Below are 24,963 nucleotides of genomic sequence, written 5' to 3'. Positions count from 1 at the left end.
ACTATTTTAAATTACATTTTCATGCCTTCCATCGGGTCGCTGCCTTTACGGAATTTATATTCACTATTGATAGCATAGGCTCCTGTTATCACAACTTTTTGACCATTAGGAATTTTTGTTTTTATTTCTATAAGTCCGTTGGTTTCGATTCCTGTTTCTACCATTAGATTTTCATAAACACCAGGCTTCTTTTCTATCCAAATGTATGATGCGCTTTCTTCTCTAATTACCGCATCGGTTGGAATATAGATTCCTTTACCTCCGGTAATCCTCAACTTTGCGATAGCCTGCATACCGGGTTTTAAGATTTGAGTTTGATTTGGTATTTCAAATCGAATCAAAAGTAAACGGGTTTCCGGATTTATTTCCGGATTTATAAATGATACTGTGGCACTTATTGATTTCTCGGGGAAATCGGCAAATGTTATTGTAGCAATTTGGCCGATTTTGAGGCTTTTGAAGTAGTTGATATTAACTTGTGTTTCAAGCCAGAGTTTACTTAAATCAGTTATCTTGATAATTGGAGCACCTTCCATGATATAACTACCTTCAACAGCACTTATTTCTGAAATTGTACCACTAACAGTATTGTAAAATGTGGTATAGGGTGAAACATCTTTATTACTTTTAATATGCTCAATTTGACTATTCGACAGACCATAGAAGAGGAGTTTTTGTTTGGCCGAATTCAACATGTTTTTTGCGTTTTTACCAAAATCACCAGGCATTTCAAGTTGTTTAAATGCTGTATAATAGTCTTGTTTTGCTATTGCAATATCTTCACTATATAATTGATATATTGGTTGGTTTAAAGTTATATAATCACCGGTAGATTTGAAATATAGTTTTTCAATTCTACCCATTGCTTTTGATGAAAAAGTTTTGGATTTTTCTTGATTGAATGTTAAAACACCAGTATAATTTTGTTCTACATTATTTTGTGTTTGCTCGATAACTTGGGTTGTAATATTGCCAAGTTGTATTTGTTGTTTACTTAAGCTTATTTGGTTTGCTTCATTTTCATCACGTTTTACAGGTGTTAACTCCATATGGCAAATAGGACACTTTCCCGGTTTGTCTTCTTTCACCTGGGGATCCATAGAACATGTATAAAAAGTTGTTTCTTTATTTTTATCATGTTGAGAATGCTCTTTTTTATCAGTCACTGAATGGTCGTGTTTTTCTTTAGAATTGCAAGCCATAAGTATCAACACAAATAATAAAAGGATGCCTATTTTATTTGATTTTTTCATATTTACTCCGTTTTAATAAAGCTTTCGCTATCGATTAAATATTGTGCATTTTTTGCAATGGTATCTTTTACTGAAATACCAGTAATGATTTGAATATACTCTTTCATTTCAAATCCTGTTTTTACCGGTGTTGCCTTAAAACCATTCTGAAATTTGATAAAAGCGATTTTTTTATTTCCAGTACTTACCAATGCATTTTTTTGCACCCAAATACCGCTTATTGATGTCGTTTTTATGATACCCTGCAATCTCAATCCTATTGGCAGATTGAGTGTGTTATTGTTTAAATAAACCCTAATTCTATTGGTTCTGTCGGCAACATTAAATTGAGTTTCAATAAAATTAATTTTGGTTTCTATCGATTGTTCACCATTGAGTTCAGACGTTATTTTAATGGCTTGATTTACTTTAATAAGACTACTGCTTTCTTGTGTAATATTGAATATTCCCCAAACTTTAGCTGTATTTACTAATCTAAAAACAACCTCTCCCTTTTTCACATAGTTTCCTTCTTTTAATTCCAGTCTTTCTGTACTGTTGTTCATGTTTTGCATCGCGGAATTTGATGGAGTAACCATTGTTTCTGTTCCCATCACTATTCCATTTGAAGGGCTGTAAATAGCTATTTTAGGATTAGCCTTTTTGGAATTAGCTAAAGTGCTTATTTGATTTTGAGTCATGCCATAAAGCAATAGTTTTTGTTTAGATGCCTCAATGATTGAATGGTTTTCGCTATCATTTGAAAGTATATAAATAAAGTTTTCCTGTTCAGTTAAAAGTTCAGGACTGTATAAATCAAATAATTTTTGTCCTTTATTAATACGTTGGTATTTGAAATTCACATACATTTTTTCTATTCGGCCACTTATTTTGGCTGCAATATTTATGGCTGAATTTGGGTCATAAGCGATAATACCCGGAAGATTGATTTCACTGCTCAATGTTGAGTCTATTGCTGTTGTGGTTTGAAATTTACCTACTATAAAGTTATCTGTAGGCTTAATGACATTTTCGAGATTATGGTCTTCATTAGCATGATTGTCGGTTACTTTTTTTACTAAAGTCATTCCGCAAATAGGGCAGTTTCCCGGTTTATCTCTAATGATTTGCGGATGCATTGAGCAAGTATAGACAACAGGTTGATGAGAGCCTTCTACATGCTCTTTGGGTTTTACTATAATGAAATAGATGATAGAGCCGATTATGGCTATTGCGCTTAAAATCAAACCATATTTGATGTACTTATTCATAATTACTTAATTTCCAATTGTTTTTCGATTTCTACCTGAGTGTTTAGTATGGACAACAATTTGTCTAGTGCATCCATTTGAGCCATATTCAAAGCTTCCCAAGCATCTAAGACAACAAATAAATCCCCCGTGTTATTTTGCCAAGCTAATACTGCGGTGTCATAATTTTTACGCAATGATGGAATAATGCTCTTTTCGGAGATAGTGTATTGTTTTTTGAGGTTTGAAAGTTCTGTATTCATACCTGAAATCATGCCAACTGTTTCATTTAAAATCATTTGTTTTTGCCAATTAAGACTTTCGTTTTTAATTTGAAAACTACTAATGTTGGCTTTGTTCATTTTGGTTGACCAAGGCATAGGAATAGTTATCATACCCATCAGTGAGAATTGTTGTGGTTGCTGTCCAAAAGCAAACATGTGATCATATTTTATTCCAAACTCGGGCAATAGTTTTGACTTTTCAGCTTCGACTCTCAGTTGATTTATTTCTATGGCTCTTGTTATAGCATTTATATCGCTTCTGTTTTTAGAAATTAAAGTAGTGTCTAATAATTGTGTGTTGTATTCTTTTAGTTCGAATGTTTCTTCAATTTCAAACACGGTATTTTTATCTCTTGACATTAGTGTGTTGAGCATAATTCTTTTTTGTGAGATATCATTCTGAAGCATTATAATCATACTTTCCAATTCATTGTATTGAGATTTTGCTTTATAATAGGTTGAGAGTTTATCCATATTGTACTGATACCTTATTTCCATGCTTTTTATCATGTAGTTTAATAGTAGTAAATTATCATTGGCCACCTTGGCTTTTTTATTTAGTATAAGCCATTGATAGTAATTTGTTTTGGCTAAGGCATAAAGCTGATTTAAAGTGTAATTTTTGTTTTCTTTTTCAACAGACGACATGGCACTCATATACTTGTATTCGGCATTTTGTTTTTTTGCATTGGGAATCATTTGTGAAACTCCAATCATATAACTGCCCATACCTAGGCTCATATCATCTGCTTTCCACATTTTAGTATTATATGGCGCCATAAAAAAACCTGTTTCTACTTGTGGTGCCATCCAGCTTTTAGCACCTTTTGCAGCGGCATCCATACTTTTGATATCAGCATCGTACATTTTTAGCTGTGGATTATCGGTTTTGATTGTACTTAAAATATTTTCTAACGAAAGTATTTGTGCATTAGCAGTTGTAAAGCTTAAAATCAAAAAGCTTATAACGATATTATATTTATTCTTTAACATCTATAAGTTCTATTTTGCCTTTAGTTTTTAATTCGTGAAGTTTCACCATTTCAAAAACAATAGGAGTTACTAATAATACATAAATTGTAGAAGTAATTGTCCCTCCGATAAGAGGAACTGTTATAGGCAACATCACATCCGCACCTGTGCCTGTTGCCCAAAGTATCGGAATAAGACCAAATAAAGAAACAGAAACCGTCATTAATTTTGGTCTCAATCTTTTTGCTGAGCCATCAATAATGTATTTTTTTAATATGTCTTCTGTAATTGTTTGTGAACTATTGCCATGCTTTTCGACCATTTTGTTCATAGATTCATTTAAATAGATTGTCATTAACATGGCTGTCTCTATGGCCATTCCGAAAAGTGCAATAAACCCGACTGCAACAGCGACAGATAGATTTATACCATAAAAATAGACCATAAAAACACCTCCTATTAAAGCAAAAGGTACTGTTATCATTGTTATCAGCGCTTCCTTCATTGAGTGATAGGTAAAATACAATATGAGGAAGATAATTATTACCACTATTGGTAGTATCATACTTAGCGTTTTATTTGCTCTTAACTGATTTTCCCACTGACCACTCCATTCAATGTAATATCCTTTAGGCATTTTAGACATCATTGAATTTAATTTTTGCTGGGCCTCTTTTACGGTACTTCCCAAGTCTCGGTCACGAACATTAAACAGCACACTTCCTCTTAGCATAGCGTTTTCACTATTTATCATGGGAGGTCCATCACTTATTTTTACCTCTGCAACTGTTTCTAGAGGAATTGGACCATATTGCATCGTTTGGACTTGCAATTTTTTGAGTGCCTCAATACTGTTTCGATACTCTTGGGCATATCTGGCATTTACTGAAAAGCGTTGTCGTCCTTCAATAGTAGTTGTTAGTTTCATTCCTCCGATAGCGGCTTCTACTACTGCATTAATATCATCAATTGAAAGACCATATCTTCCCAACATTTCCCTTTTTGCCTCAATATCAATGTATCTCCCACCGGTTATTGGCTCTGCATACAAATCTTTTACACCCGAAGTACCTTCGAGTGCTTTTTTAATTTTTTGAGATAAAGCATTAATGGTATCCAAACTTTCGCCATAAACTTTAATTCCAACATCAGTTCGAATACCGGTTGAAAGCATGTTTATTCTATTAATTATAGGCTGTGTAAAACCGTTGGTCACTCCCGGGATTTGTAGTTTGTTATTTATTTCGGTAATGATGTCATTCTTTGTTTTATCCTCTCTCCATTCCTTTTGAGGTTTTAATAAAATGATGGTTTCAATCATACTAATAGGGCTATTATCAGTAGCAGTATTGGCTCTACCGGCTTTTCCTAAAACATGATCAACTTCGGGAATTGATTTTATTAGTTTGTCCTGAACCTGCAATATTCTTTTTACCTCAGAGTTAGAAACATCAGGTAAAGTAACCGGCATGAAAAGTACTGAACCTTCATCTAAAGGAGGCATAAATTCAGAGCCTAAGCGAGTAAACATTACAATGCCAATTATTAAAGCGACTATGTTAAATCCTAACACTGTTTTTCTCCATTTCAAGCAAAAAACCAAAATAGGAGTGTATACACTTTCCAGTTTTTTATTGATTGGGTTTTTATACTCTGGACGAAGTTTACCTTTTAATAAAAAGCTTATAAGGACCGGCGTAAGGGTGATGGCTAAAAAAGCATCAACAATTAGAATGAATGATTTTGTCCAAGCCAATGGGCTAAATAACTTTCCTTCCATACCTGTAAGTAAAAAAACAGGCAGAAAAGAAGCAATTACGATTAGTGTTGAGTAAAAAACACCTGGACCCACTAATTTTGATGAATTCTCAATTAGTTGTAGTTTCTCGTCAGAGGATAAAGGGTCATGCTCCTTTTTAAATAAATTTTTAATTTTTTCTATCATAATACCAGCTTATTTGTTATCATCCATTTCTTCCTGCTTCTCCGAGATTGTCCTGTAAGCGTTTTCTACCATTACAATACCATCATCGACTACAACACCAATAGCGAGTGCAATACCGGTTAGTGACATAATATTAGAAGAAATTCCAAATGCTTCAAGCAATATGAAGCCAATTGCTACCGATATAGGAAGTTGAATCAAGATTATAAGCGCACTTCTCCAATGGAATAAAAAGATTAAAATGACTAATGAAACAGCTATCATTTCTTCTATAAGTGTTCCTTTGACAGATTCAATAGCTTTTTCGATTAACTCACTTCTATCGTACGAAGTTTTGAATTTCACCCCTTCGGGCAATCCTTTTTCAACTTCTTTCATCTTTGTTTTGACAGCTTTGATGACTTCATCTGCATTTTCGCCGTAACGCATTACTACTATACCACCCACTACTTCTCCGTTTCCGTTTTGGTCAAAAATCCCGAGACGTAAATCACCACCCATTTGCACTGAACCTATGTCTTTTACCTTAACCGGAATAGAATTGTAATTTTTAATTGAAATATCCTCTATATCTTTAGTGTTCTTTAAGTAACCTAAACCTCTGATGATATATGACATATTGCTCATTTCAAACTTTCGCCCACCAACATCATTGTTATTAGCTTTGACAGCATTCATTACTTCCATCATGCTTACATTATAATATTGCATTTTTAATGGATCTAAAACCAATTGGTATTGTTTTTCAAAACCACCAAATGAAGCCACTTCTGCTACACCAGGTACAGTTTGTAGTGCAAATTTCACATACCAATCCTGTAACGCTCTTTGTTCGCCTAAGTCCATACCGTTAGCTTCCAAATGGTACCAAAAAATATGACCAACACCAGTGCCATCTGGTCCTAAGGAAGGCACTACATTTTGAGGTAATAATCGTTGGGCATAGTTAAGTCTTTCTAAAACCCGAGTTCTTGCCCAATAGACATCAACATCATCTTCAAAAATTATGTAGACAAAACTCATCCCAAACATAGATGCTCCACGAATGTTTTTTACTTTTGGAATTCCCTGTAGGTTGGAAACTAAAGGATAGGTTACTTGTGCTTCGATTACCTGTGGACTTCTTCCCATCCATTCCGTAAAAACAATAACTTGATTTTCTGATAAATCTGGGATTGCATCAATAGGATTTTGCTGAACACTGTATATTCCCCAACCAAACAAAACGGCTGCCACAAGCAAGACAACATATCGGTTTCTAAGAGAGAATGTAATTAGTTTTTCTACCATAATTAATAATTTTCTGAAGTATTATCTTCTTCATTGATTGACTCAATCCATTGGATTATAGCTTGTTTTTGCGTTTCAGTAAGTACTGCATCATGATGTAACAAAGTATAAGAACTTAAAGGCATCTCTCCCGATTTAATTTGTTTACTTATTGCTTCTAACTTACTTTGCTGTTTTCGATTGGAATAGCTACCAAATTCATTGAAATTTAACTCTTTTTTACCGTCACTAATATGTGCTTCTACAAACATTCTGGCTGGTTGAACATAATCGTACCACAAATACTTGGTATTATTGCTATGGCAATCATAACAAGCCTTTTGCAATGAACTAAGTACTGTTGGAGGCACTTTGTAATTGTTTGCAAAGTTTTTTCCAATGTCGAATGAACTACTTACATTTTGTTTTGGTTGGTAGAATTGAATAGCTATAAAGACTAAAAAAAATGTTATTGCAATCTTTTTTATCCTTTTCATCTTAAAGAGTTTTTTTCAAACTACCACAAGTCAACATTTGAGAACCATAAAATGGATTTTTAATTTCTTTGGTTTCACTAATCCAAATAGCACCTTTACCATCGTTGTACATTGGGCAGTAATCTTGATATAATTTTTGTTTCGTTCCAAACATTTTAATTAAATCATTGATGTCTTTACTAAGTGTAGCAAAATGTTCTCTTTGGTGATCAATTTTCCCTGCATTTTTCCCAATATGTTCTGCGTGTTCTTTTGCATCATCAGCGATCTCTAAATATTCTTTTTCCTGTATTGGGTTTAATGTTTTTGTGTTGAATCTATTTAAGGATGCTAATAACGTTTTTGCTTTCTCAGCTGCAGCATCCGAATTATCTTGAACTAATTTGTTTTTAAGATTAATATAACTAATCAAAATATCTTCTGTATAATCTGATGGTACAAGATTATCTGTTTTAGTTTCTTCTGTAGCTATTGTTTCAGATTTTGTAATAGTATCGTTAACATCTTCTTGTTTTTTGGTTAATACAGGTTCAGTTAATTCCATACCACATTTAGAACATTTTTCGCCTTTTTTGCCTGTAATTTCTGGGTGCATAGAGCAAGAGAATTGTTCATTTGAACTTGTTGAAGTTTCTGTGGTGGTGTTTTCTGTTTCTTTGTTATTTTGATTACAAGAAACTAAAGTGATAGCTATAATAGCTGTTAGAATAAGTGTTTTCATAATTTAAGTTTTTTAATTAATAATTATTTTTTTGCTTTGTAATAACAATAAGTTCCTATTGAAGTGTTGATATAATCTATTTCGTTTACTTCTTTAAATTTTGCGTCTGAAATATATTTTGTCATTAAACCATTTACATTGTCATTTGTTGTTTTAAAGCCATCTAATAGCTGTACGAGGTAAAATGAAAATCGCATCCATTTTGTTTTAGCTTTACCCCAATCACCAATTATTATTTCGCCATTTGGTTTTAAAATTCTATTAATTTCTAATAAGCACTTTAGTTTTGTTAAGTTATCTAACTGATGAAACACCAGAGAACTATATACTTTATCAAATGAATTATCTTCAAATGGTAATTCCTTTCCATCATATAAAAAAAGTGGCACTTGAATTCCTGCCTTATTTAATTTGTATTCAGCTATTGATTTAACTTTAGGATCAATATCGACACCTAGAACATCACACTTAGGAAAACGTTGTTTGAGTATGATAATGTTTTGGGCCGTTCCGAAACCAAACTCTAAAATTTTTTCATCGACCTTTGGGTTAACAATATCTATTAATTTGTTTCTGAACTTTTTTTCAGGCATTGTTATTTTTATGGCTAAATCATAGTACTCAGTTAAAAAATCATAACCTAATGCAGGAATAAACTTTTCTGTTGTCATAAAGTTTTTATTTTTTTAAATCAAAAAAAGTATAATACAAATTGAAGTAAAACCCATTTGGTGCTGAGCGAATCATTGAACTTACTAACTCTTGACGGTAGGCAAAGTCTAGTCGTGCCTGACTATTAAAAATAAATTGTATGGCAGGAACAACATCTAAATACGATTTACCATTTTCATTGATAGTTTGACCTACAAATTCAACCATTAAGTTGATATTGGTTTGCTTGAAACTCGTGTATTTTTTAGGGTACATCAATTTTCCAAAAGACAAAGTATAGTTCGTTGCATTATCACCAATGTTATCCGGAAAAGGATAGTTTGGTTTGTTGTCCAATGCTTTTTCAAAACTAACCGAAGAACTTATGGCTACCTTTTTGACCAATTTTGTAGCAATTATTCCTGTTTCGAACCCAGTGTTGTGCCCAACAATTTCTATTTGTTCTTGATGGATATCGCCTCGATTGAAGCTAAATCTTCCATAAGTTGCTAAGCGAAAGTGACTGTTTAAATCATCTGTAGAATAAAACCTGTACTTAGCCATAAAACCACCACCTTCTGCATACAATGCATTAGTTCTTGTGCTGATAAAAGCGGAACCACGAACCATTAAATTTTTATTTATACCATAAGTTACCTCGGGCATTAAATGATAGTTGTAACCTGGCTCAAATTTTTCTTTAAAAGCAGATTGCATCACATTTACGGCTAATGAATTAGCAGGAACATTACTTGCAGGATCTGTTACTACAAATAATTCTTGACTAAAAATAGTTTGGCAACTGATGGCTGCAAAAAATAAAATTACCTTTCTCATTAGTTTATCATTTTAATGTGAAAATCATCTTCATTATTCGAAGCATACGTATCAATATTCTTATAGGACTTTGATAGTTTTTTAAATTCTTTCTCGGTTACATATCCTTTGTCAAGTACTTGAAACTGTATTTCAGAAACATTACTTTTTTTATCATTAACCATGATATAAGTATTTTGTGCTATGGTATTTGATTTTGCTGTAACTACTAATGAACCAATGAAGAAACCTGCTTTTTCGACTTTTTCTTTAAATACTTTAGGACTTAATTCATTTCCTTCTTTCAGAATTACTGTAAATGTATTGGTATTTAAATCGATTTCTACGTTAACTACTTCTGGTAATGACTTAAGTTGCTTATTAATAGCATTGGAGCACATTGAACACGTTAAACCAGTTGCTCTAATTTCGGCTTTTACGATTTGTGCATTACTTTTTATTGATAACATCAAAACCATTGATGCTATTATTATATATACTTTTTTCATTTTATTATTTTATTAATTTGATTATTTCTTCAGCTGACGGATTTTTAGCTATCAATATTCCTTCGGGATTAAATAGGTATTTTGATGGTAATTCATCTACCCCAAATAATAAAGCTGCCTTGGCATCAAAACCATTAGGGTCTATCAATTGAGTGAATTTGATTTTATCTTTTTCAATTGCCTTCAACCATTTATTTGTATCGGTGTCAATTGATATTCCGATAATTTCAATTTTATTTGTATTAGCTTCATTGTGAATTTTTACTAACTTTTTGTTTCCCAATCGGCAAGGCGCACACCAAGAGGCCCAAAAATCGACAAGCACATATTTACCTTTAAAGGATGTGATATCAACCTCATTATTGGTATTATTCTTTAGTGTAATTAAAGGCATCGTGTTTCCAATTTTTATTTGAGCAGTAGAAGTAATTGAAAAACTGATGAATAATATCACAAAGTATTTTAATTGATTTTTCATTGTCATAGTAGTTTTTATTAAACTAAGCCCAATTTAAACATTAGGCTTAGTCTTGTAAGGATTACATTTTTATAACTATTCCGTTTGGTTTTTTACCAACATTTATAGTTTTGATTACAGTATGATTAACAGTATTAACAACAGAAACTGTATTTGCTGTTTGATTGGTTACATAAGCTGTGTTTCCATCATTAGTGAATGCAATTGCATGAGCACCAGCGCCTGTGTTAAGTGAACTACCATGCATCCACATATTCATACCTGTATCCCATGTCCAATAGTGCACTTTTCCAGCCATAGGATCTGAAACCCATAGCTCATTTTTCGAACCATTGTATGAAGCTATTCCCGGCATGAAGCCTAAAGTAATTGTTTCATCTACTGAGTTCGTTGCTACATCAATCACAGAAATAGTTTGTCCGTCTTCGTTGTCTACATACATTTTATTATTACTTCCTGTCCAAGCACCTACTGGATTGTCACCAACAGTAATAGTTGTGATTATAGCTTTTGTGCTGGCGTTAATAACTGTAATACTATCATCATCACCATTTGCGACATAAGCTTTGGTACCATCAGAAGAGAATGTTAATTCAGCTGCCATCATCCCAACATTAATTGTATTTAATAACGCATTTGTAGTAGCATCATATACCAGAACTTTGCTATTCATTTCATCCATTTGTGGCACCCAAATTTCATTACCACTTGGTGAGTAAATAGAATTATGGTTCATCAATGGAAGGTTTATATTTTTAACGATTGAACCATTTATAGCATCGATAACTACTAATTTACCATTCATTCCGGCAGTATTTAATCCTGAATGTCCTGCACTCAAATCCATGCCTGGAACTCCAATTGCTAAATGATTTTGATGTGAAGAAATATGATGTGGCCACATAATCATATCTGAACCTGTTGTCATTAAAGGAATTGTTGCAGAAACTTCATTAGTACTCAATTTAAGGACAGTAACTGTGGCATCTTCGCCATTTACAATGTATGCCGCAGGATAATCAACATTTAATGTCATATCCATATTGTCATCGTTATTATTGCAAGAAGTGAATAGTATTGCTCCAAAGAATGAAGCTAGTATTGATAAATTTTTCATTTATATTTATTTTAAATTATTTAATAGTTTCTACAGTCTTACCACAGCTCAACATCATTGAACCATAATAAGGATTTTTTACAGAATTTTCTTTACTTAACCAATTAGCACCTTTGCCGTCATTGAACATTGGACAGAATTGATAGTACACCGGATTTTCATATTTAGAAATCTTGATTAATGTATAAATTTCTTTAGATAATGATGTAAAATGATCGCGTTGGATTTTTACATCTTTTGTATTAGCGATGTTTTCTGCATCTTTCTTTATCGTATTTACAACTTTCATCCAAACCATGTGAACATCCATATCAAGCCTGTCCATTTTGACATTATTGATGGCCATTACCAATTCTTTTGAAGCTGATGCCGTGCTATTCCCATCAGAAGTGATTAATGCATCTTTTACTAAAAAATAATTATCAAAAACCGCTTTTAATTGATTTTCACTCTTAATTACTGTAGTAGTTGTTTCAGAATGATTACTATGATTGGAATGGTCTCCGTTGCTAGCAATCGATGTTGTTTCTTCTTTTACAGGAACTTTTGCTACACGGTCATATTGGCAACATCCGTGAAGATTATTGTATACATCATCTGGAGCAAGAAACTTATCACTATCGTAACCAACTAATGCAATTCTTTTTAGGATTTCTTCTTGATTGGTTTTTTTAGCATCATAGGTTAGTGTTGCCATTTGGGTTTCCTGGTTCCAATCTACATTGGCTATTTTTTTGATGTTTCCTGCTTTTTCGATTTTGGTTTCGCACATACCACAATTGCCATAAATTTTTACACTTTCTGTTTTGGCATTTTTTATTTGTGCATTACCTGTAGTTGATAACAATACAGAAATTGCTATCATTATTTTCATTAATGAATTTTTCATTTTGAATAAAATTGTAATCAAAGCAAACTACCTTGATTAGTTGATAAAATAAATTTGGATAAATAACAGTTGCGAAAGCATGTTATTACAATACCAATAATGGTATAAAAAACAATACTTAACTGTTATATTGAATAGCAAAATGCTATGAATTTGACACACTTATGGCTGTCAAAAATGGATTTAGCTTATTTTAGGAATGAGCCAAATAGAATAAAAACCATCTGAGATTGATGGTATTGTGTATGAAAATTTAACTTTCTCGATTGAAGAATAGCTAAACATGTAATTTTTAAAAATGATTTCAGATAAAAAACTTACTGAAGAGGTTAGACAGGTTGAAGAACAACCACATTTTGAGTGGCCGCAATTGCCTTTACAACCTTTGTGATTTTTCTCTTTAGAATTATCGCTATCGCAACAACTCTTTTTTTCTGATTTAGTAGAGGAAATTTCTTTTTTGCAAGAACTCTTGTCTGAACCTTTACCACAAGCCATCGCATCATTAGGCAAAAGAAACATGCCTAAAAAAACTAATAGTATAAAGTGGTATTTTTTCATATATCTATTAAAACAGTACAAAAGTAATTAAAAATTATTGCTTTATGTTAAAATTGTTGTTAAAATAGATGCTTTCATTCTTGAACCGTTTGTCCAGTTGAATAAAATAGTTGATTTCATCATTGTAAATCCTAAAAAAATGCGATTCATTTAAGAAATTGACTATTTCGATTTATTGAGAGAATTTCTAAATTCTGGTGGTTTTTTTTGTAAAAAACGGTCAAATTGACCACCTAAATTTTTGGATAAATTAGACATTAAAAACGGTACTTTTTTTCATGTTGTTAGGCCATACATTCGTATAAAAAACGGATTATGGCAAACAAAGTAACAGACATGAGTAAAATTAGAAAAGTAATTAAATTTCACCGTAGCGGTAAGAGTAAGTTTTTTATTAGCAATTTACTTATCGCTTTCCAGAAATACAATAAAGGAATATATTTTTTTATTTGAACTTCTAAGCTTAGGTTTTGAAGCTATCGATGCCAAAACGGATGCTGAACTTGAAGTTTTATTTTCACAAATTAGTAGTAGATTCTATATATCCTATACTCAAAAAGATTTCTGATTTTTTTCCTCAAATGTAACGCGAACCTTGCTCCGGAATTAAGTAGTAACTTTAAATTGGAATTAAATGGTCAATATCACTGGAATTTGCACCAAAATTATAAAGAAATTATTTATCTGTTGAAGTTTCAAAATAATTACCTGTACATAGTTCTTTTCCTCTTCCTCCAATATCCGAATCCGAAATCAGGTGATCAATTTGAATTGGAACCTAGTGATTACTTTAAATTGGAATTAGATGGTCAATATCTGGAATTTACAGTCAATCCGAGAAAAAGCATTTTGCCTGTGATATTACACTTAAAAAGATTGGAAACTTAAATGGAAGTAACGAAAACCAAATTGAATTGCACAAAAATAGAAATGCATTTCTTGAAAGAAAAAAAAGTAGATTAAATTCAGTACTTTTAGAGTTTGTAATTTATATCGAAAGCTTGAACAAATAATTTTGTATTTGAAATGAAAATAGAGACTAGCTTAATCAAAGAGAAAACAAGAATTACTAATGATAAAAAATTAGATAAGGAACTAAAAAGTTTCGTACTTTTTTTGAACAGTATCCATAAGCTAGAATTCGAAACATCTGACTACCCTAATTCTTCCTACCTTTTAAAAGAGAGAATTATATATCTTCATAATACGTCGTCATACAGAATTGAAAACTTTACTTTACTAGCTCTAAAATTATATGAGAATTATAAACAGATTCTAAAGTTTAGGCAAAGTAAAAATCTACAAAAAGACATAGAATTCTTAGACCAAATCGAAAAGAAATTTACTCAAGAACATTTTATCCATCATTACCATTCTCTGGAAAAGGAGCTTTGGAAAATTATAGTATTCGAGAACAACAACAAATATCAGTCAGACTTCCACGAATTCCTTAAAACATTATTAGAAAACAAACACGAGAAAACTTTTCTGCTTGTAGAAGCCTATTCTCAATTATTACCAGTACTACAAATCAGCAACCAGGCTATCTATGATAACTCCCTGATTCTGCTTGATATTACAAAAAGTGACGCCGAATGGAATATACCTCGTGGCGAAGTGTTAATTGGCTTACGAAGTTGGGCCTTTCAATATACTTCTCGAGGGAAGGAATTACTAAACCTTTCTCTTTTAAAAAGTGATGATAATGTAGACATAATTTCCGCACTTATTGCAGGTATATATGATAAATTAGGCTTAAAATTTTATACTGAAGATATTGAAAACTTTGTAAATTCAAAATCTTCCTTGTTTGGAATATTTAATGGTTTAGCAATAATTAAAGATATTGGTGAAAAGGAAGCAAGTCTATATATAAAATTATTTGACCTTCATAGTTCCGACGAAAATTTGTTGATTCCACTTGTAAGAATGTTGCTTGCGGTAATTAAAAGTAAAAGCAACTTTAAAAACAAAATAAAATCCACAAAGCAAATTTTTTTCAGATTAAATGAGGTATTTAAAAGAGATAATCAAGGAGTTATTAGATATGTACTTAATGAAATTTCATTCCTTGATAATTATTATTCAGAAAAAACAGATCTGTTACTAAATTTAATAAGTCAAAACCATTTTTCCAATGACAAATATATTAATGGAATTTGTCAGGTATTTTGGCATCTAAAAGAAATAGATTCTCTCAAAAAAGTGTTGTTAGCCCTTGCCGCCTTTCGCCCATTTAAAAATACTGCCAAATACTTTACATCATCATTTCATCATTTTGATCCTCTCGAGCTCGATAAAATGATAATTGAATTCTTGTTGGATAACAAAGCTTATATCCGTCATTTAGGAATATCAGTTTTTGATAGACTTTCTCCTGATTCTGGGTATTTATTTAAGAACAATATTCTCAAGCTTGAACCATTAGAGCAATATAAATTATGGGTAGCAGTTTGTCGAAACTTAAAGGAACCAAAACATTTCCTTCCATGTCTATTACCATTATTAAAATCCAATTCAGAGACAGTAAAGGAAAGTTTCATTTGCAAATTAGAAGAATTTAGTGAAGATTATGGTGGTCATATAACACAATTGTTAGAAGAAAAAATAGGTATTTATGTATCTCAGCAGATTTTTGAAAGAATTAAAAACTATTCCGATAATTTTAATGCGACTAACCTTGATGTAAAAAATAAAATACTAGAATTAAATCCATACTATACGCACAATAAGCTTTTTATTGAATTCAACGCAATGTATCGACGTGACTTCTCAAAAAAAATTAATAAAGGTGGGCAGGAAAATAGCTTTTTGAGCCAGTTAGCAACAACGGTCCAATTAGGAAAAGGTGGTGGTTGGAGAATTGGTGAGCGTGAAGAAATATCCAAACTCGGGAGTTTTGGTGTAAGTTTCGCACTTCCACGAAGCTATTTTATTTTTCCTGACAAATATGATATGGAAATGGGTGTCGAAATGAGAGAAGATTGGCAAGAAGGAGATTTTGATTTAATTAAAGAATTTATCAGTAATGAGCAGCAATAATATAATTGTCCAGGAATATTTAGGTTCACTAAAGGAAGATAAGGAATTGGATTATCTTTTCCCAATTTTGCTCAATTCAATGGGATTCAGAATTGTACAAACAGCAAAAGAATCCAAAGGGCAGTCTCAATATGGCAAAGACATAATTGCCATTGGAAAAAATAAACATGGAGAAAAATTTCGCTGGTATTTTGAATTAAAGGGATATGGAGATAAGGATATTACTGATAAAAATTATTCTTCAACGGATGGGATAAGAGAATCAATTATTGAAGCGAAAGACACTGCATTTAATGATACATCTATTCCAGAATTCAATCAATTACCTATAAAAATTGTTTTGGTTCATAATGGGATTCTAAAAACAAATATTCGACCAACTTTTGAAGGCTTTATTAGTAAAGAATTTACAGATGGTGAATTTGAAAGATGGGACATATACTACCTCACTGATCTTTTTTCAAAGTACTTATTCAGTGAATATTTGTTATCCGACAGTGATAGCAATCGATTGTTTAAAAAAACGCTGGCATTTTTAGATACGCCTGATAACAATTATACTGATTTTAAACAATTAGTCAATTTGCAATTTGCTAAAATAGATACAATAAAAGGTCGCGCATTCACGAAACTGTTTGCAACATTAAATATATTAGAATCTATAATTTTTCATTATAGTATTGAAAACAATAATCTCATAGCAGCTAAAGAGTGCTCAAAATATCTTACACTTTACACATGGTCATGGATTCTCAAAAACAAACTTGACAAGAAAATTCCAATTTTGCGTGAGTACAATAAATTAACAAAAACTCAGTATGACATCTTCAATGCCTATTTCAGTAAAACATTTAATGTTGCTAAATCTCAGTACGGACTTTTCTCAGAAAACAGTGCGTTTTTTGAAAGAATTGGTTATCCTTTAAGATGCTTTGATTATTTAGATGATATAATCTATTACTGTCGATTACGAGAACACTTTTCTAAGCGAAATACAGATGACACAAATATCCGTAATTTAAGAAATAAACAAAAAGACTTAATAATTGAGCTTATTCAAAATAATAATGGATTTTATCGACCGATATTAGACAATAATTCTATTCCTATCATGCAACTTTTTGTCTTTTTTTCAGATAAAAAGTACTTGCGTCAGAAAGATGTAAATTTTATAACTTCATATATTTTTGAAACTGTAAATAATATTTTGATTTCAAAAATTAAACATGATTTACTACCTGAGTTATATAGTAATGTGTCAGCAGTTTCAGAAGCTTTTGCAACTGGTGAAAAACCTGAAGAGTATTATGATACTTCTTCAATGCTTCTTCCTGTACTATTGGAATTACTTGTGATTTTCAATGCTAAAGAGGTGTATGAAGATGTTCACAAGTTTTTGCATGAAAAATCAAGTCTCCAAATACCATCAATAGATTTTGATGAGTATGATGTTGAACAATTATTATTTGAAAGACATCTACATCAGGAATATCATGTAGACTATATTGATAAATTCTTTAACGATTTTGAAGAGTTTAAAGAGCTAGTAGCAAAGAAAGTAATTATTAAAAGAGATTATAGAACAGATAAAGCGGGATTATCGTTTTTACGTTATTTAGCTCATAGTTATTACAAGAATGAAATACTACCTGAAGAATGGAGAATTCACCTTGAAAAATAGTTCTCAACTTTAGCTTAATCCTGATAACATAACTATAATTGCATATCGCAATATGAAATATTGAAGAATTAAAAAAAGTTATACTAAATGTTTTTTGTCCCATTTTTTTACTAAATTTGGGACAAACATAACGTTAAAATGAAACCACAATCTATTCACAATCAAATAGAAGAAAAAATAAAATCTTTAAAAAAAGGAAGCATTCTATTTATAGCCGATTTTATAGAGTTCGGTACTGCCGAAAATGTAAAAAAGGTACTCTTGCGTTTAGAAAAAAAAGAAGTTTTAATCCGATTAGCACACGGTATTTATCTATATCCCAAAAAGGATAAAATCCTTGGAATCCTATTTCCTTCAACCGAAGAAATTGCAGTAGCCATAGCAAAAAGAGATAAAGCAAGAATAATTTCTACAGGTGTACAAGCGCTACAACAACTTGGCTTATCAACACAAGTACCTATGAATGTAATCTATTTGACTGATGGAGCACCAAGAAAAATTAAAGTAGGTAAAAGAACCATCACATTCAAAAAAACTACTCCCAAAAACCTGACCATTAAAGATAAAAAACTCAACATTGTAATTCAAGGATTAAAAGAGTTAGGTAAAGACAATGTAGATGAAAATGCTAAACAAAAAATTAAAAAAGTATTGCACCAAATGTCCATTGAAAGCATAAAAGAAGATAGTGTTGCAGCACCAACATGGATTAGAAATACAATCCTTGAATTAATAAACAAAGACTAATATGAACGAGTGGCTTAAACTATCCGAAAAGAGACGGCTTGAAATACTAAATCAAGTCAATAGTCAAACAGGACTTCCAACCGATGCAATAGAAAAAGATTGGTGGGTAACCATTACGTTAAAAGCAATATTTTCATCAAAATTTGCACAACATTTAGTTTTTAAAGGCGGCACATCACTAAGCAAAGCCTATAACTTAATAGAACGTTTCTCAGAAGATATTGACTTATCAATTGATAGAACGATGTTAGGATTTGAAGGCGAGTTATCAAAAACACAAATAAAAAAACTTCGTAAAGCTTCAGGTAATTTTATAGTCGGAGAATTTAAAGAGGAATTGATTTCAGAACTAGAAAAGCTGGGAGTAAATAAAGAAATTTATAATTTAATCTTTGATGATGAAATAGATGATACCAGTGATCCGCATCGTATAGAATTAGAATACAACTCAATAGTTGAAGCAGGAGAATACATTCCGCAAAGAGTTATCATTGAATTAGGAGCAAGAGCTTTGCTAGAGCCAAACGAACAAAAAGAAATTCAATCAATCATTGGCCAAATATATCCGGAACAAGCTTTTACAATTCAACCATTTGAAGTAATTGTAGTGGTACCAACAAAAACCTTTTTAGAAAAAATAATGTTGCTGCATGAAGAATTTCTTAAGCCAACCGAAAAAATCAGACATTACAGAATGTCAAGACATCTTTATGATGTAGAAAAACTAATGGACCACGATTATGGAAAAGAAGCAATAAAAAATAAAGTGCTATTCGAAACACTAGCCCAACACCGAAGTAAATACACACCAGTAAGAGGAATTTCGTATGATTTACACACACCACAAACAATAAATTTCATTCCACCAGCAGAAGTAACTGAACTTTGGAAAAAAGACTACCAAGCCATGCAGGAATTTATGATTTATGGAAAGACATTGGAGTTCGAAGAATTGATTGAAAGATTAGAGGAACTTCAAAATAAGATTAAAGAATAATTTTATGAATAGAGAAAATTTATATAAAGAATTATCAAATAAGTTATTTGAAACATTTTATGTTGATGACCTTAAATATGGGAGACAACAAAAAGATGGTAGTTATAAACTTATTAAAGAAAGAATAACTCCAGTCACTATTGATGATATGCTAAAAAACCAAAAAAGTTTATTAACATATCAAGAATTACATATTGTAGACACTGCGCTAATAAAATGGATATGTATAGATTTAGATATTGTAAAATCTGAGATAGATACCAATGAAGTCAATGAAGAAAATTTAAAATCTGTAAAAAAGACTTCTGATGCTATAAGTGAATTTCTAGACTCAAAAAATATTCCATATTTAATAGAATTTTCTGGTAGAAGAGGATTTCATATTTGGATAATATTTGATCGACTTATAACAAAAATGGATGGTTATAATTTGGTAAATTATATATATTCAAATGTTAAAGATAGTTTTGAAAAAATAATCGTAGCAGACAAATTTCCTAAGACTCCTTTTGTAAATAAAAATTCTAAAGGTATAGGTTATGGTGCAAATTCCAGTGATATTGACCACCCAATTCCAATTTAAAGTGACCACCTGATTCCAATTCAAATTGACCACCTAATTTCGGAGCAAAATGACCACCTCCAATTTTCATTAAAAACTACTTTTTTTCTTGTGTTAATTTGTGATTCAAATATACTAAAATTACTCTTTGTTGATTCCTCTTTTCTTTCTCATGGATTCGCCTTGTAATTCAATGCGATGAGATTGGTGTATTAGTCGGTCTAAAATAGCATCAGCTATTGTTTTTTCTCCGATTATATCGTACCAACCTTGTACTGGTATTTGTGAAGTTACGATTATAGAACCATTATTGTGTCTGTCTTCGATGATTTCTAAAAGCGTAATTCGGTTTTGACTATCTAATGCTTGAAGACCAAAATCGTCTAATATAATGACGTCTTGTCGTTCTATTTTGGCTAATTCTCTTAAGTAAGAACCATCTGCTTTTGCCATTTTTAGTTTAGCAAACAACTTAGATGTGCTGTAATAACTAACTTTATATCCCTGAATACAAGCTTGATAACCTAATGCGGTTCCTAAAAAACTTTTACCTACTCCCGTACTTCCTGTGATTAAAACATTCTGATTTTTCTCAACAAAATCGCATGCAGCTAATCGTAAAACTTGGTTTCTATCCAGATTTCGTGAAGCATCAAAATTGATGTTTTCGATATTAGATTTGTAATGGAATCGAGCGTTTTTAATGCTTCTTTCAATACGACGATTGTGACGCTCATCCCATTCGGCATCAATGAGCATGGCGATAAATTGGTCTAGTGTGTAATGGTCTGTTTTTCCACTTTCGATAGCGGTTTTAAAAGCGTTATGCATTCCATAAAGCTTCATTTGTTTCATTTTGGTTGTGGTGATTTCATTCATAAGTGTTTGATTTTAATTTATTTATAATAGTTTTTCCCTCTAATGTTGTTGTGATTTGGTAATTCAAATTCTTCTTCTTGCTCATTATCAGCGTTGTCTAAATTGTTTTCTAAAATGTTTTGGATGGCTTTAAAACTGTAAATTCTAAAATCGAGTGCGCGTTTACAAGCGTTGATTAATCGTTGTTTTCCAACTTTCTTTTCAAAATTCAATATCCCTAAACAACTTTTATAAGCTTGTTCGGGATGATTTCTACTTTCGATAATTTGGATAATATAATCTGCTACGGCTTGGTCAATACTACTTGCCCAATCCATAAACCGACTAGCACTCCAATCAGCCACAAACTGATGTGTGCTAGCTAAATGTTCAGCAATAGTCGTGTAATCATAAGGTTTGTAATTTCTCGGATGAATAGCGATTCGATTGTATTTGTAGAAGATTTCAACCGAGGTTTTGGTGTATAAAAGTTTTACCTTTTTTCTTATGTATTGATAAGGAACACTGTAATAACTCTTGTCTTGACTCAGTAATGCATGACCGTTTTGCATTACCGTAGCAAAGGATTGGTACTTGATTTCAAAGCGTTCTTGAGGCAATGGACGTAGTTTTTGCTTCTCATCTTCTATAAATAATTCATAACGAGAATAGGGTCTTCCTGTGAGCTTTTTATGATTATGAGCATCTAATAAATCCCATATTTGTTGGTTTAATTCTTCTAGACTATAGAATTGTTTTTGTTTTAGATGCACATAAATTCTTCTATATAAAATTTTTACAGCACCTTCTGCCAATGATTTATCTCTTGGTTTGTAAGCTCTTGCAGGTAATATGGTAGTTTCGTAATGCTCTGCTAAATCAGCTAAGGTTTCGTTGATTGTAGGTTCAAAACGACTACTTTTAATTACGGCTGACTTTAGATTATCTGGAACAATTGCCGCTGGAACGCCTTCAAAAAAAACGCATAGCATTCTCTACCGATGTGACAAAATCTTCTTTCTGTTGGCTCATTGAAGCTTCTGCATACGTGTGTTGACTTGCGCCTAGTATGGCAACAAAAAACTGAACTTCTTTAATCTCTCTCGTATCTTTATCAACTATAGAAAGTGTTTTTCCAGCATAATCCACATACATTTTATCACCTGCTTTGTGATTCATGTGCATTACTGGATTAACGCGTTTACTCCATATTTTAAAGTAATGTCTAAATTGGGAACTCTTAAAACCATCAGGATGTAAAGCAATATATCGCTCCCACATGTGTTGTACGGTAACACCAACTTTCTTGAGTTCGCGTTCCATCTGTGGAAAAAAATCATAAAGCTTTTGTAGTCTGGGATCTATGGTTTCAACCGTATTTTGTGAAAATAAAACTTCAAGTTCAGCATCTGTTTTGGCATCAATAGCTTCAAAACTTAAGCCTAGAAGTTCAAATAAAGAAATATATTTCTTTACCGTATTTCTTGAAAGTGATAAGTAGCTGCTAATAAACAGCTTACTCTTGCCACTACAGTGAAATTTAATTACTTTTCTAATCTTACTCATGTCTGTTACTTTGTTTGCCATAATCCGTATTTTTTGTACGAATGTATGGGCTAACAACATGAAAAAAAGTAACTGTTTTTAATGTCTAATTTACCCTAAAATTTAGGTGGTCAATTTGGACTGGAATTGGGTGGTCAGTTTGCACCGAAATCGGTGGTCAATTTAGACTGGAAAGTGGTGGTCAATTTGACCGTTTTTTCCAGCCACATAAAAAGATTAAAACACATATCGATTATCATAAAAGTCATTGGGAATTATCAAAAGATACATCAGGATTATCTAAAAATTTATTCACAACAAAAGAACTAACTCTAATAAATGATTTAATACAAAATCAAATGTGGATTGAAGAAGAGTCATTCAACTTAGAAAAAATGATACAAGAATTAAAATTATAAAAATATATCAATTGAAATCAGTGACAACCAATTTTCACTGATTTTTAGCGGTTTTAATTCATCGAAATTTACAGTTAATATAGGTTTTTCAAAACTGATAATTTTCAAAAAAATGCTTTCTATAAAAAATCTTGTATCTATAATTTTAATACAAAAAAAGCTATTTGCCTTATTAGACTAATAGCTATTTTTTGTATTAAACAATGGATATTTTATAATGATTCTTTTTTCTGCTTATTACTTTCAATATAATTTAATACATAAATTGCTACTATAGTGATAACAGAACCAACTAGTACATATCCGAAAATATTGGTTCGGTTTTGTTTAATTGTAAGATTTGTATCGACAAGACCTAAATCAATACATCTGTCCATAGGAGATAATAGCTTTTGATGCGATGTTAATTGTATTTCGTTCATAATTAATTTTTTATAATTATTATTTTTTGTTCTTTTTTTGAATAGTAAAATTCTATTTCTTTTACATAAAAGACATTTATAAGTTCATCTTTAATTTTATATAACTTTGGATTAGCTAGATAATCTATATTGAATTCTAAGATTTTCAAAGTTTTAATATCAATTTCAAGTATATTTTTATCGTAACATTTTTTAAGAGCTAAATAGTTCAATTTAGTATGTTTCTTTACTAATTCGAATTCATAGTTTTCGGCAGCACGATTTAGATAACCTGCTCTATTTCTACAACGATCATTACAATACGTTTTCTTAGAACTTTTATAGTCTACAATAGCTTCCTCACATTCCGGATTTTTGCATTTCTTGGTTGGTTTTTTCATAATAGTTTGAAATAATAGTCAAAGATAGTATTTTTTATGTTACATTTGTGTAATTAAAAATTGATTTAATGAATATATTAGAGTTTTATCCAAAATTATTAGAGAAAAAAATACCTCTATCTGCATTAGAAATAACTCCAAGAGTGTTTCATAATTGGAAAGAAGAAAAAGTAATAGACTATTACGAAGAAATTGAGAGTACCGATATTGGTGTTACAGGAAAAACTAAAAAAAGAAAGTGGGTTTTGTTAAATGCTTTTGATGCGATATGGTTGTTAATTGTAAAAGATTTAAGAAAACTAAAAGTTGACTTAAATACTATAATTAAGTTAAAAGAATACATATTCAGCACAAATCCAGTAAAAGATTTTATATCAAGCTTTAACAATGAGGAATTCATTTCATTTATGGAAAAATCCGCCACAAACAAAGAAAATATTCAATACGATTACTCTTTGATAGATATAGAAAGTGTTCTAAAATTTTACGATGATCATTCAAATGAGATTGAAAAATACACATCAAATATTGCTACTCTTTTTTTTACTGTACTGATACTTGAGGAAAGGCCTTCAATAATAATTTCAAAACAAGAAGATGAAGTTTATTTCAATATATTAAATAAAGAAGGGCACATTAGACAGTTTGGAGAAAATGATTTGTTTAACATTTTAATGACAAGACTTTCAAATGAATATTTCATAAACGTACCAGTGATAGAACCTTTCATAAAGTTGTTTAAAGATAAAAAATTAGAACAATATTGTAATCACTATGAGTTATTTTCAGAAAATGAAAAACAAATTTTAGAAATTTTTAGAGAAGATAACTTTAAAGAGATAAACATTTTTAAAGATAATAATGAAAATTTAACCATTACAACAACAAAATCAATTGAAGTAAAAAATGAACAAGCTATTGAGTTAAGAAAGATTTTAGGCTTAAAACAATATGAAAAAGCTGAAATTGTATATAGAAACGACAAACACCTTGTAATAAATAGAACAAATAAAACAAAAATCAGTCCTGACTAAGAATCAGCACTTCACGTCCAAAAGTTACCAACAAGTGAAAAACTTCTTGTTAACCGTAATGGAAAATGGATTTCAATAAAGCAAA

The 24,963-nt window shown here is 31.2% G+C and carries 23 protein-coding genes and 1 pseudogene; 6 read left to right on the top strand and 18 right to left on the bottom strand.

Annotated elements, in window-relative coordinates; translation table 11 throughout:
• Window positions 1–11 precede the first annotated feature (11 nt).
• The 13 genes and pseudogenes from LG45_RS00805 to LG45_RS16390 form a co-directional block, all read right to left on the bottom strand.
• Window positions 12–1,253 (bottom strand): efflux RND transporter periplasmic adaptor subunit, encoded by a 1,242-nt coding sequence (locus LG45_RS00805; protein WP_035123472.1) that lies wholly within the window; start codon window positions 1,251–1,253, stop codon window positions 12–14.
• A gap of 2 nt (window positions 1,254–1,255) precedes the next feature.
• Window positions 1,256–2,503 (bottom strand): heavy metal-binding domain-containing protein, encoded by a 1,248-nt coding sequence (locus tag LG45_RS00800; protein ID WP_035123470.1) that lies wholly within the window; start codon window positions 2,501–2,503, stop codon window positions 1,256–1,258.
• Window positions 2,504–2,505: 2 nt separating this feature from the next.
• The gene (locus tag LG45_RS00795) at window positions 2,506–3,759 is read right to left on the bottom strand and encodes a TolC family protein (RefSeq protein WP_035123468.1); all 1,254 of its coding nucleotides are present in this window, start codon (window positions 3,757–3,759) and stop codon (window positions 2,506–2,508) included.
• Window positions 3,746–6,973 (bottom strand): annotated as a pseudogene (locus LG45_RS16610) (efflux RND transporter permease subunit). The gene LG45_RS00795 and the pseudogene LG45_RS16610 overlap by 14 nt, the downstream one beginning before the upstream one ends.
• 2 nt (window positions 6,974–6,975) lie before the next feature.
• Window positions 6,976–7,449, bottom strand: coding sequence for a heme-binding domain-containing protein (locus LG45_RS00780; protein WP_035123462.1), 474 nt, complete (start codon window positions 7,447–7,449; stop codon window positions 6,976–6,978).
• A 1-nt stretch (window position 7,450) separates the two neighbouring features.
• On the bottom strand, window positions 7,451–8,170 hold the full coding sequence (locus LG45_RS00775; protein WP_035123461.1) for a DUF3347 domain-containing protein: 720 nt from the start codon (window positions 8,168–8,170) through the stop codon (window positions 7,451–7,453).
• Window positions 8,171–8,193: 23 nt separating this feature from the next.
• Window positions 8,194–8,841 (bottom strand): class I SAM-dependent methyltransferase, encoded by a 648-nt coding sequence (locus tag LG45_RS00770; protein WP_035123459.1) that lies wholly within the window; start codon window positions 8,839–8,841, stop codon window positions 8,194–8,196.
• 7 nt (window positions 8,842–8,848) lie between these two features.
• Window positions 8,849–9,658, bottom strand: coding sequence for a hypothetical protein (locus tag LG45_RS00765; protein WP_035123457.1), 810 nt, complete (start codon window positions 9,656–9,658; stop codon window positions 8,849–8,851).
• Window positions 9,658–10,146 (bottom strand): heavy-metal-associated domain-containing protein, encoded by a 489-nt coding sequence (locus LG45_RS00760; protein WP_035123455.1) that lies wholly within the window; start codon window positions 10,144–10,146, stop codon window positions 9,658–9,660. Before LG45_RS00760 ends, LG45_RS00765 begins: the two co-directional genes overlap by 1 nt.
• Before the next feature lie 4 nt (window positions 10,147–10,150).
• On the bottom strand, window positions 10,151–10,624 hold the full coding sequence (locus tag LG45_RS00755; RefSeq protein ID WP_035124234.1) for a TlpA family protein disulfide reductase: 474 nt from the start codon (window positions 10,622–10,624) through the stop codon (window positions 10,151–10,153).
• A 61-nt stretch (window positions 10,625–10,685) separates the two neighbouring features.
• A complete protein-coding gene (locus LG45_RS00750) occupies window positions 10,686–11,741 on the bottom strand; it encodes a YncE family protein (protein ID WP_035123453.1) in 1,056 nt (351 codons plus the stop codon).
• 16 nt (window positions 11,742–11,757) lie between these two features.
• Window positions 11,758–12,630, bottom strand: a complete 873-nt coding sequence (locus LG45_RS00745; RefSeq protein WP_035123451.1) for a DUF3347 domain-containing protein — start codon at window positions 12,628–12,630, stop codon at window positions 11,758–11,760.
• Window positions 12,631–12,813: 183 nt separating this feature from the next.
• On the bottom strand, window positions 12,814–13,191 hold the full coding sequence (locus LG45_RS16390) for a hypothetical protein (RefSeq protein WP_131494625.1): 378 nt from the start codon (window positions 13,189–13,191) through the stop codon (window positions 12,814–12,816).
• Window positions 13,192–14,217: 1,026 nt separating this feature from the next.
• Here LG45_RS16390 and LG45_RS00740 point away from each other — a divergent pair.
• The 5 genes from LG45_RS00740 (at window position 14,218) to LG45_RS00720 (ending at window position 20,241) form a co-directional block, all read left to right on the top strand.
• Window positions 14,218–16,233, top strand: coding sequence for a hypothetical protein (locus LG45_RS00740; protein ID WP_035123449.1), 2,016 nt, complete (start codon window positions 14,218–14,220; stop codon window positions 16,231–16,233).
• Complete coding sequence (locus tag LG45_RS00735) at window positions 16,220–17,914, top strand: hypothetical protein (protein WP_035123447.1); 1,695 nt, start codon at window positions 16,220–16,222, stop codon at window positions 17,912–17,914. Before LG45_RS00740 ends, LG45_RS00735 begins: the two co-directional genes overlap by 14 nt.
• Window positions 17,915–18,052: 138 nt before the next feature.
• Window positions 18,053–18,661 carry a DUF6088 family protein gene (locus LG45_RS00730; RefSeq protein WP_035123445.1) on the top strand — a complete coding sequence of 203 codons (609 nt, stop codon included), beginning with the start codon at window positions 18,053–18,055 and terminating at the stop codon, window positions 18,659–18,661.
• Window position 18,662: 1 nt separating this feature from the next.
• Entirely contained in the window at window positions 18,663–19,658 is a 996-nt protein-coding gene (locus tag LG45_RS00725; RefSeq protein WP_035123443.1) for a nucleotidyl transferase AbiEii/AbiGii toxin family protein, read from the top strand.
• A gap of 4 nt (window positions 19,659–19,662) precedes the next feature.
• Complete coding sequence (locus LG45_RS00720) at window positions 19,663–20,241, top strand: TOTE conflict system archaeo-eukaryotic primase domain-containing protein (protein WP_035123441.1); 579 nt, start codon at window positions 19,663–19,665, stop codon at window positions 20,239–20,241.
• A gap of 120 nt (window positions 20,242–20,361) precedes the next feature.
• On the opposite strand, the gene istB is transcribed toward LG45_RS00720, so the two are convergent.
• From istB to LG45_RS00700, 5 genes are all read right to left on the bottom strand, one after another.
• Window positions 20,362–21,099, bottom strand: coding sequence for an IS21-like element helper ATPase IstB (istB, locus tag LG45_RS00715; RefSeq protein WP_035123439.1), 738 nt, complete (start codon window positions 21,097–21,099; stop codon window positions 20,362–20,364).
• 17 nt (window positions 21,100–21,116) lie between these two features.
• Window positions 21,117–22,070: a Mu transposase domain-containing protein gene (locus LG45_RS16550; protein WP_205620512.1), complete on the bottom strand. Its 954-nt coding sequence runs from the start codon at window positions 22,068–22,070 to the stop codon at window positions 21,117–21,119.
• Window positions 22,051–22,644, bottom strand: a complete 594-nt coding sequence (locus LG45_RS16545) for a transposase (protein ID WP_205620511.1) — start codon at window positions 22,642–22,644, stop codon at window positions 22,051–22,053. The genes LG45_RS16550 and LG45_RS16545 overlap by 20 nt, the downstream gene beginning before the upstream one ends.
• Window positions 22,645–23,254: 610 nt before the next feature.
• On the bottom strand, window positions 23,255–23,464 hold the full coding sequence (locus tag LG45_RS00705; protein ID WP_035123437.1) for a hypothetical protein: 210 nt from the start codon (window positions 23,462–23,464) through the stop codon (window positions 23,255–23,257).
• A gap of 2 nt (window positions 23,465–23,466) precedes the next feature.
• Window positions 23,467–23,844 (bottom strand): hypothetical protein, encoded by a 378-nt coding sequence (locus LG45_RS00700; RefSeq protein ID WP_035123435.1) that lies wholly within the window; start codon window positions 23,842–23,844, stop codon window positions 23,467–23,469.
• Window positions 23,845–23,912: 68 nt separating this feature from the next.
• Between LG45_RS00700 and LG45_RS00695 the strand changes: the two genes are divergently transcribed.
• Window positions 23,913–24,878 (top strand): hypothetical protein, encoded by a 966-nt coding sequence (locus LG45_RS00695; protein WP_035123433.1) that lies wholly within the window; start codon window positions 23,913–23,915, stop codon window positions 24,876–24,878.
• The last annotated feature ends 85 nt before the right edge of the window (window positions 24,879–24,963 follow it).

It is taken from the genome of Flavobacterium aquatile LMG 4008 = ATCC 11947 (genome assembly GCF_000757385.1).
Taxonomy (GTDB): Bacteria; Bacteroidota; Bacteroidia; order Flavobacteriales; family Flavobacteriaceae; genus Flavobacterium; species Flavobacterium aquatile.
Note: the sequence above shows the minus strand (reverse complement) of the source record. Positions and strands in the feature narration are given on the sequence as shown.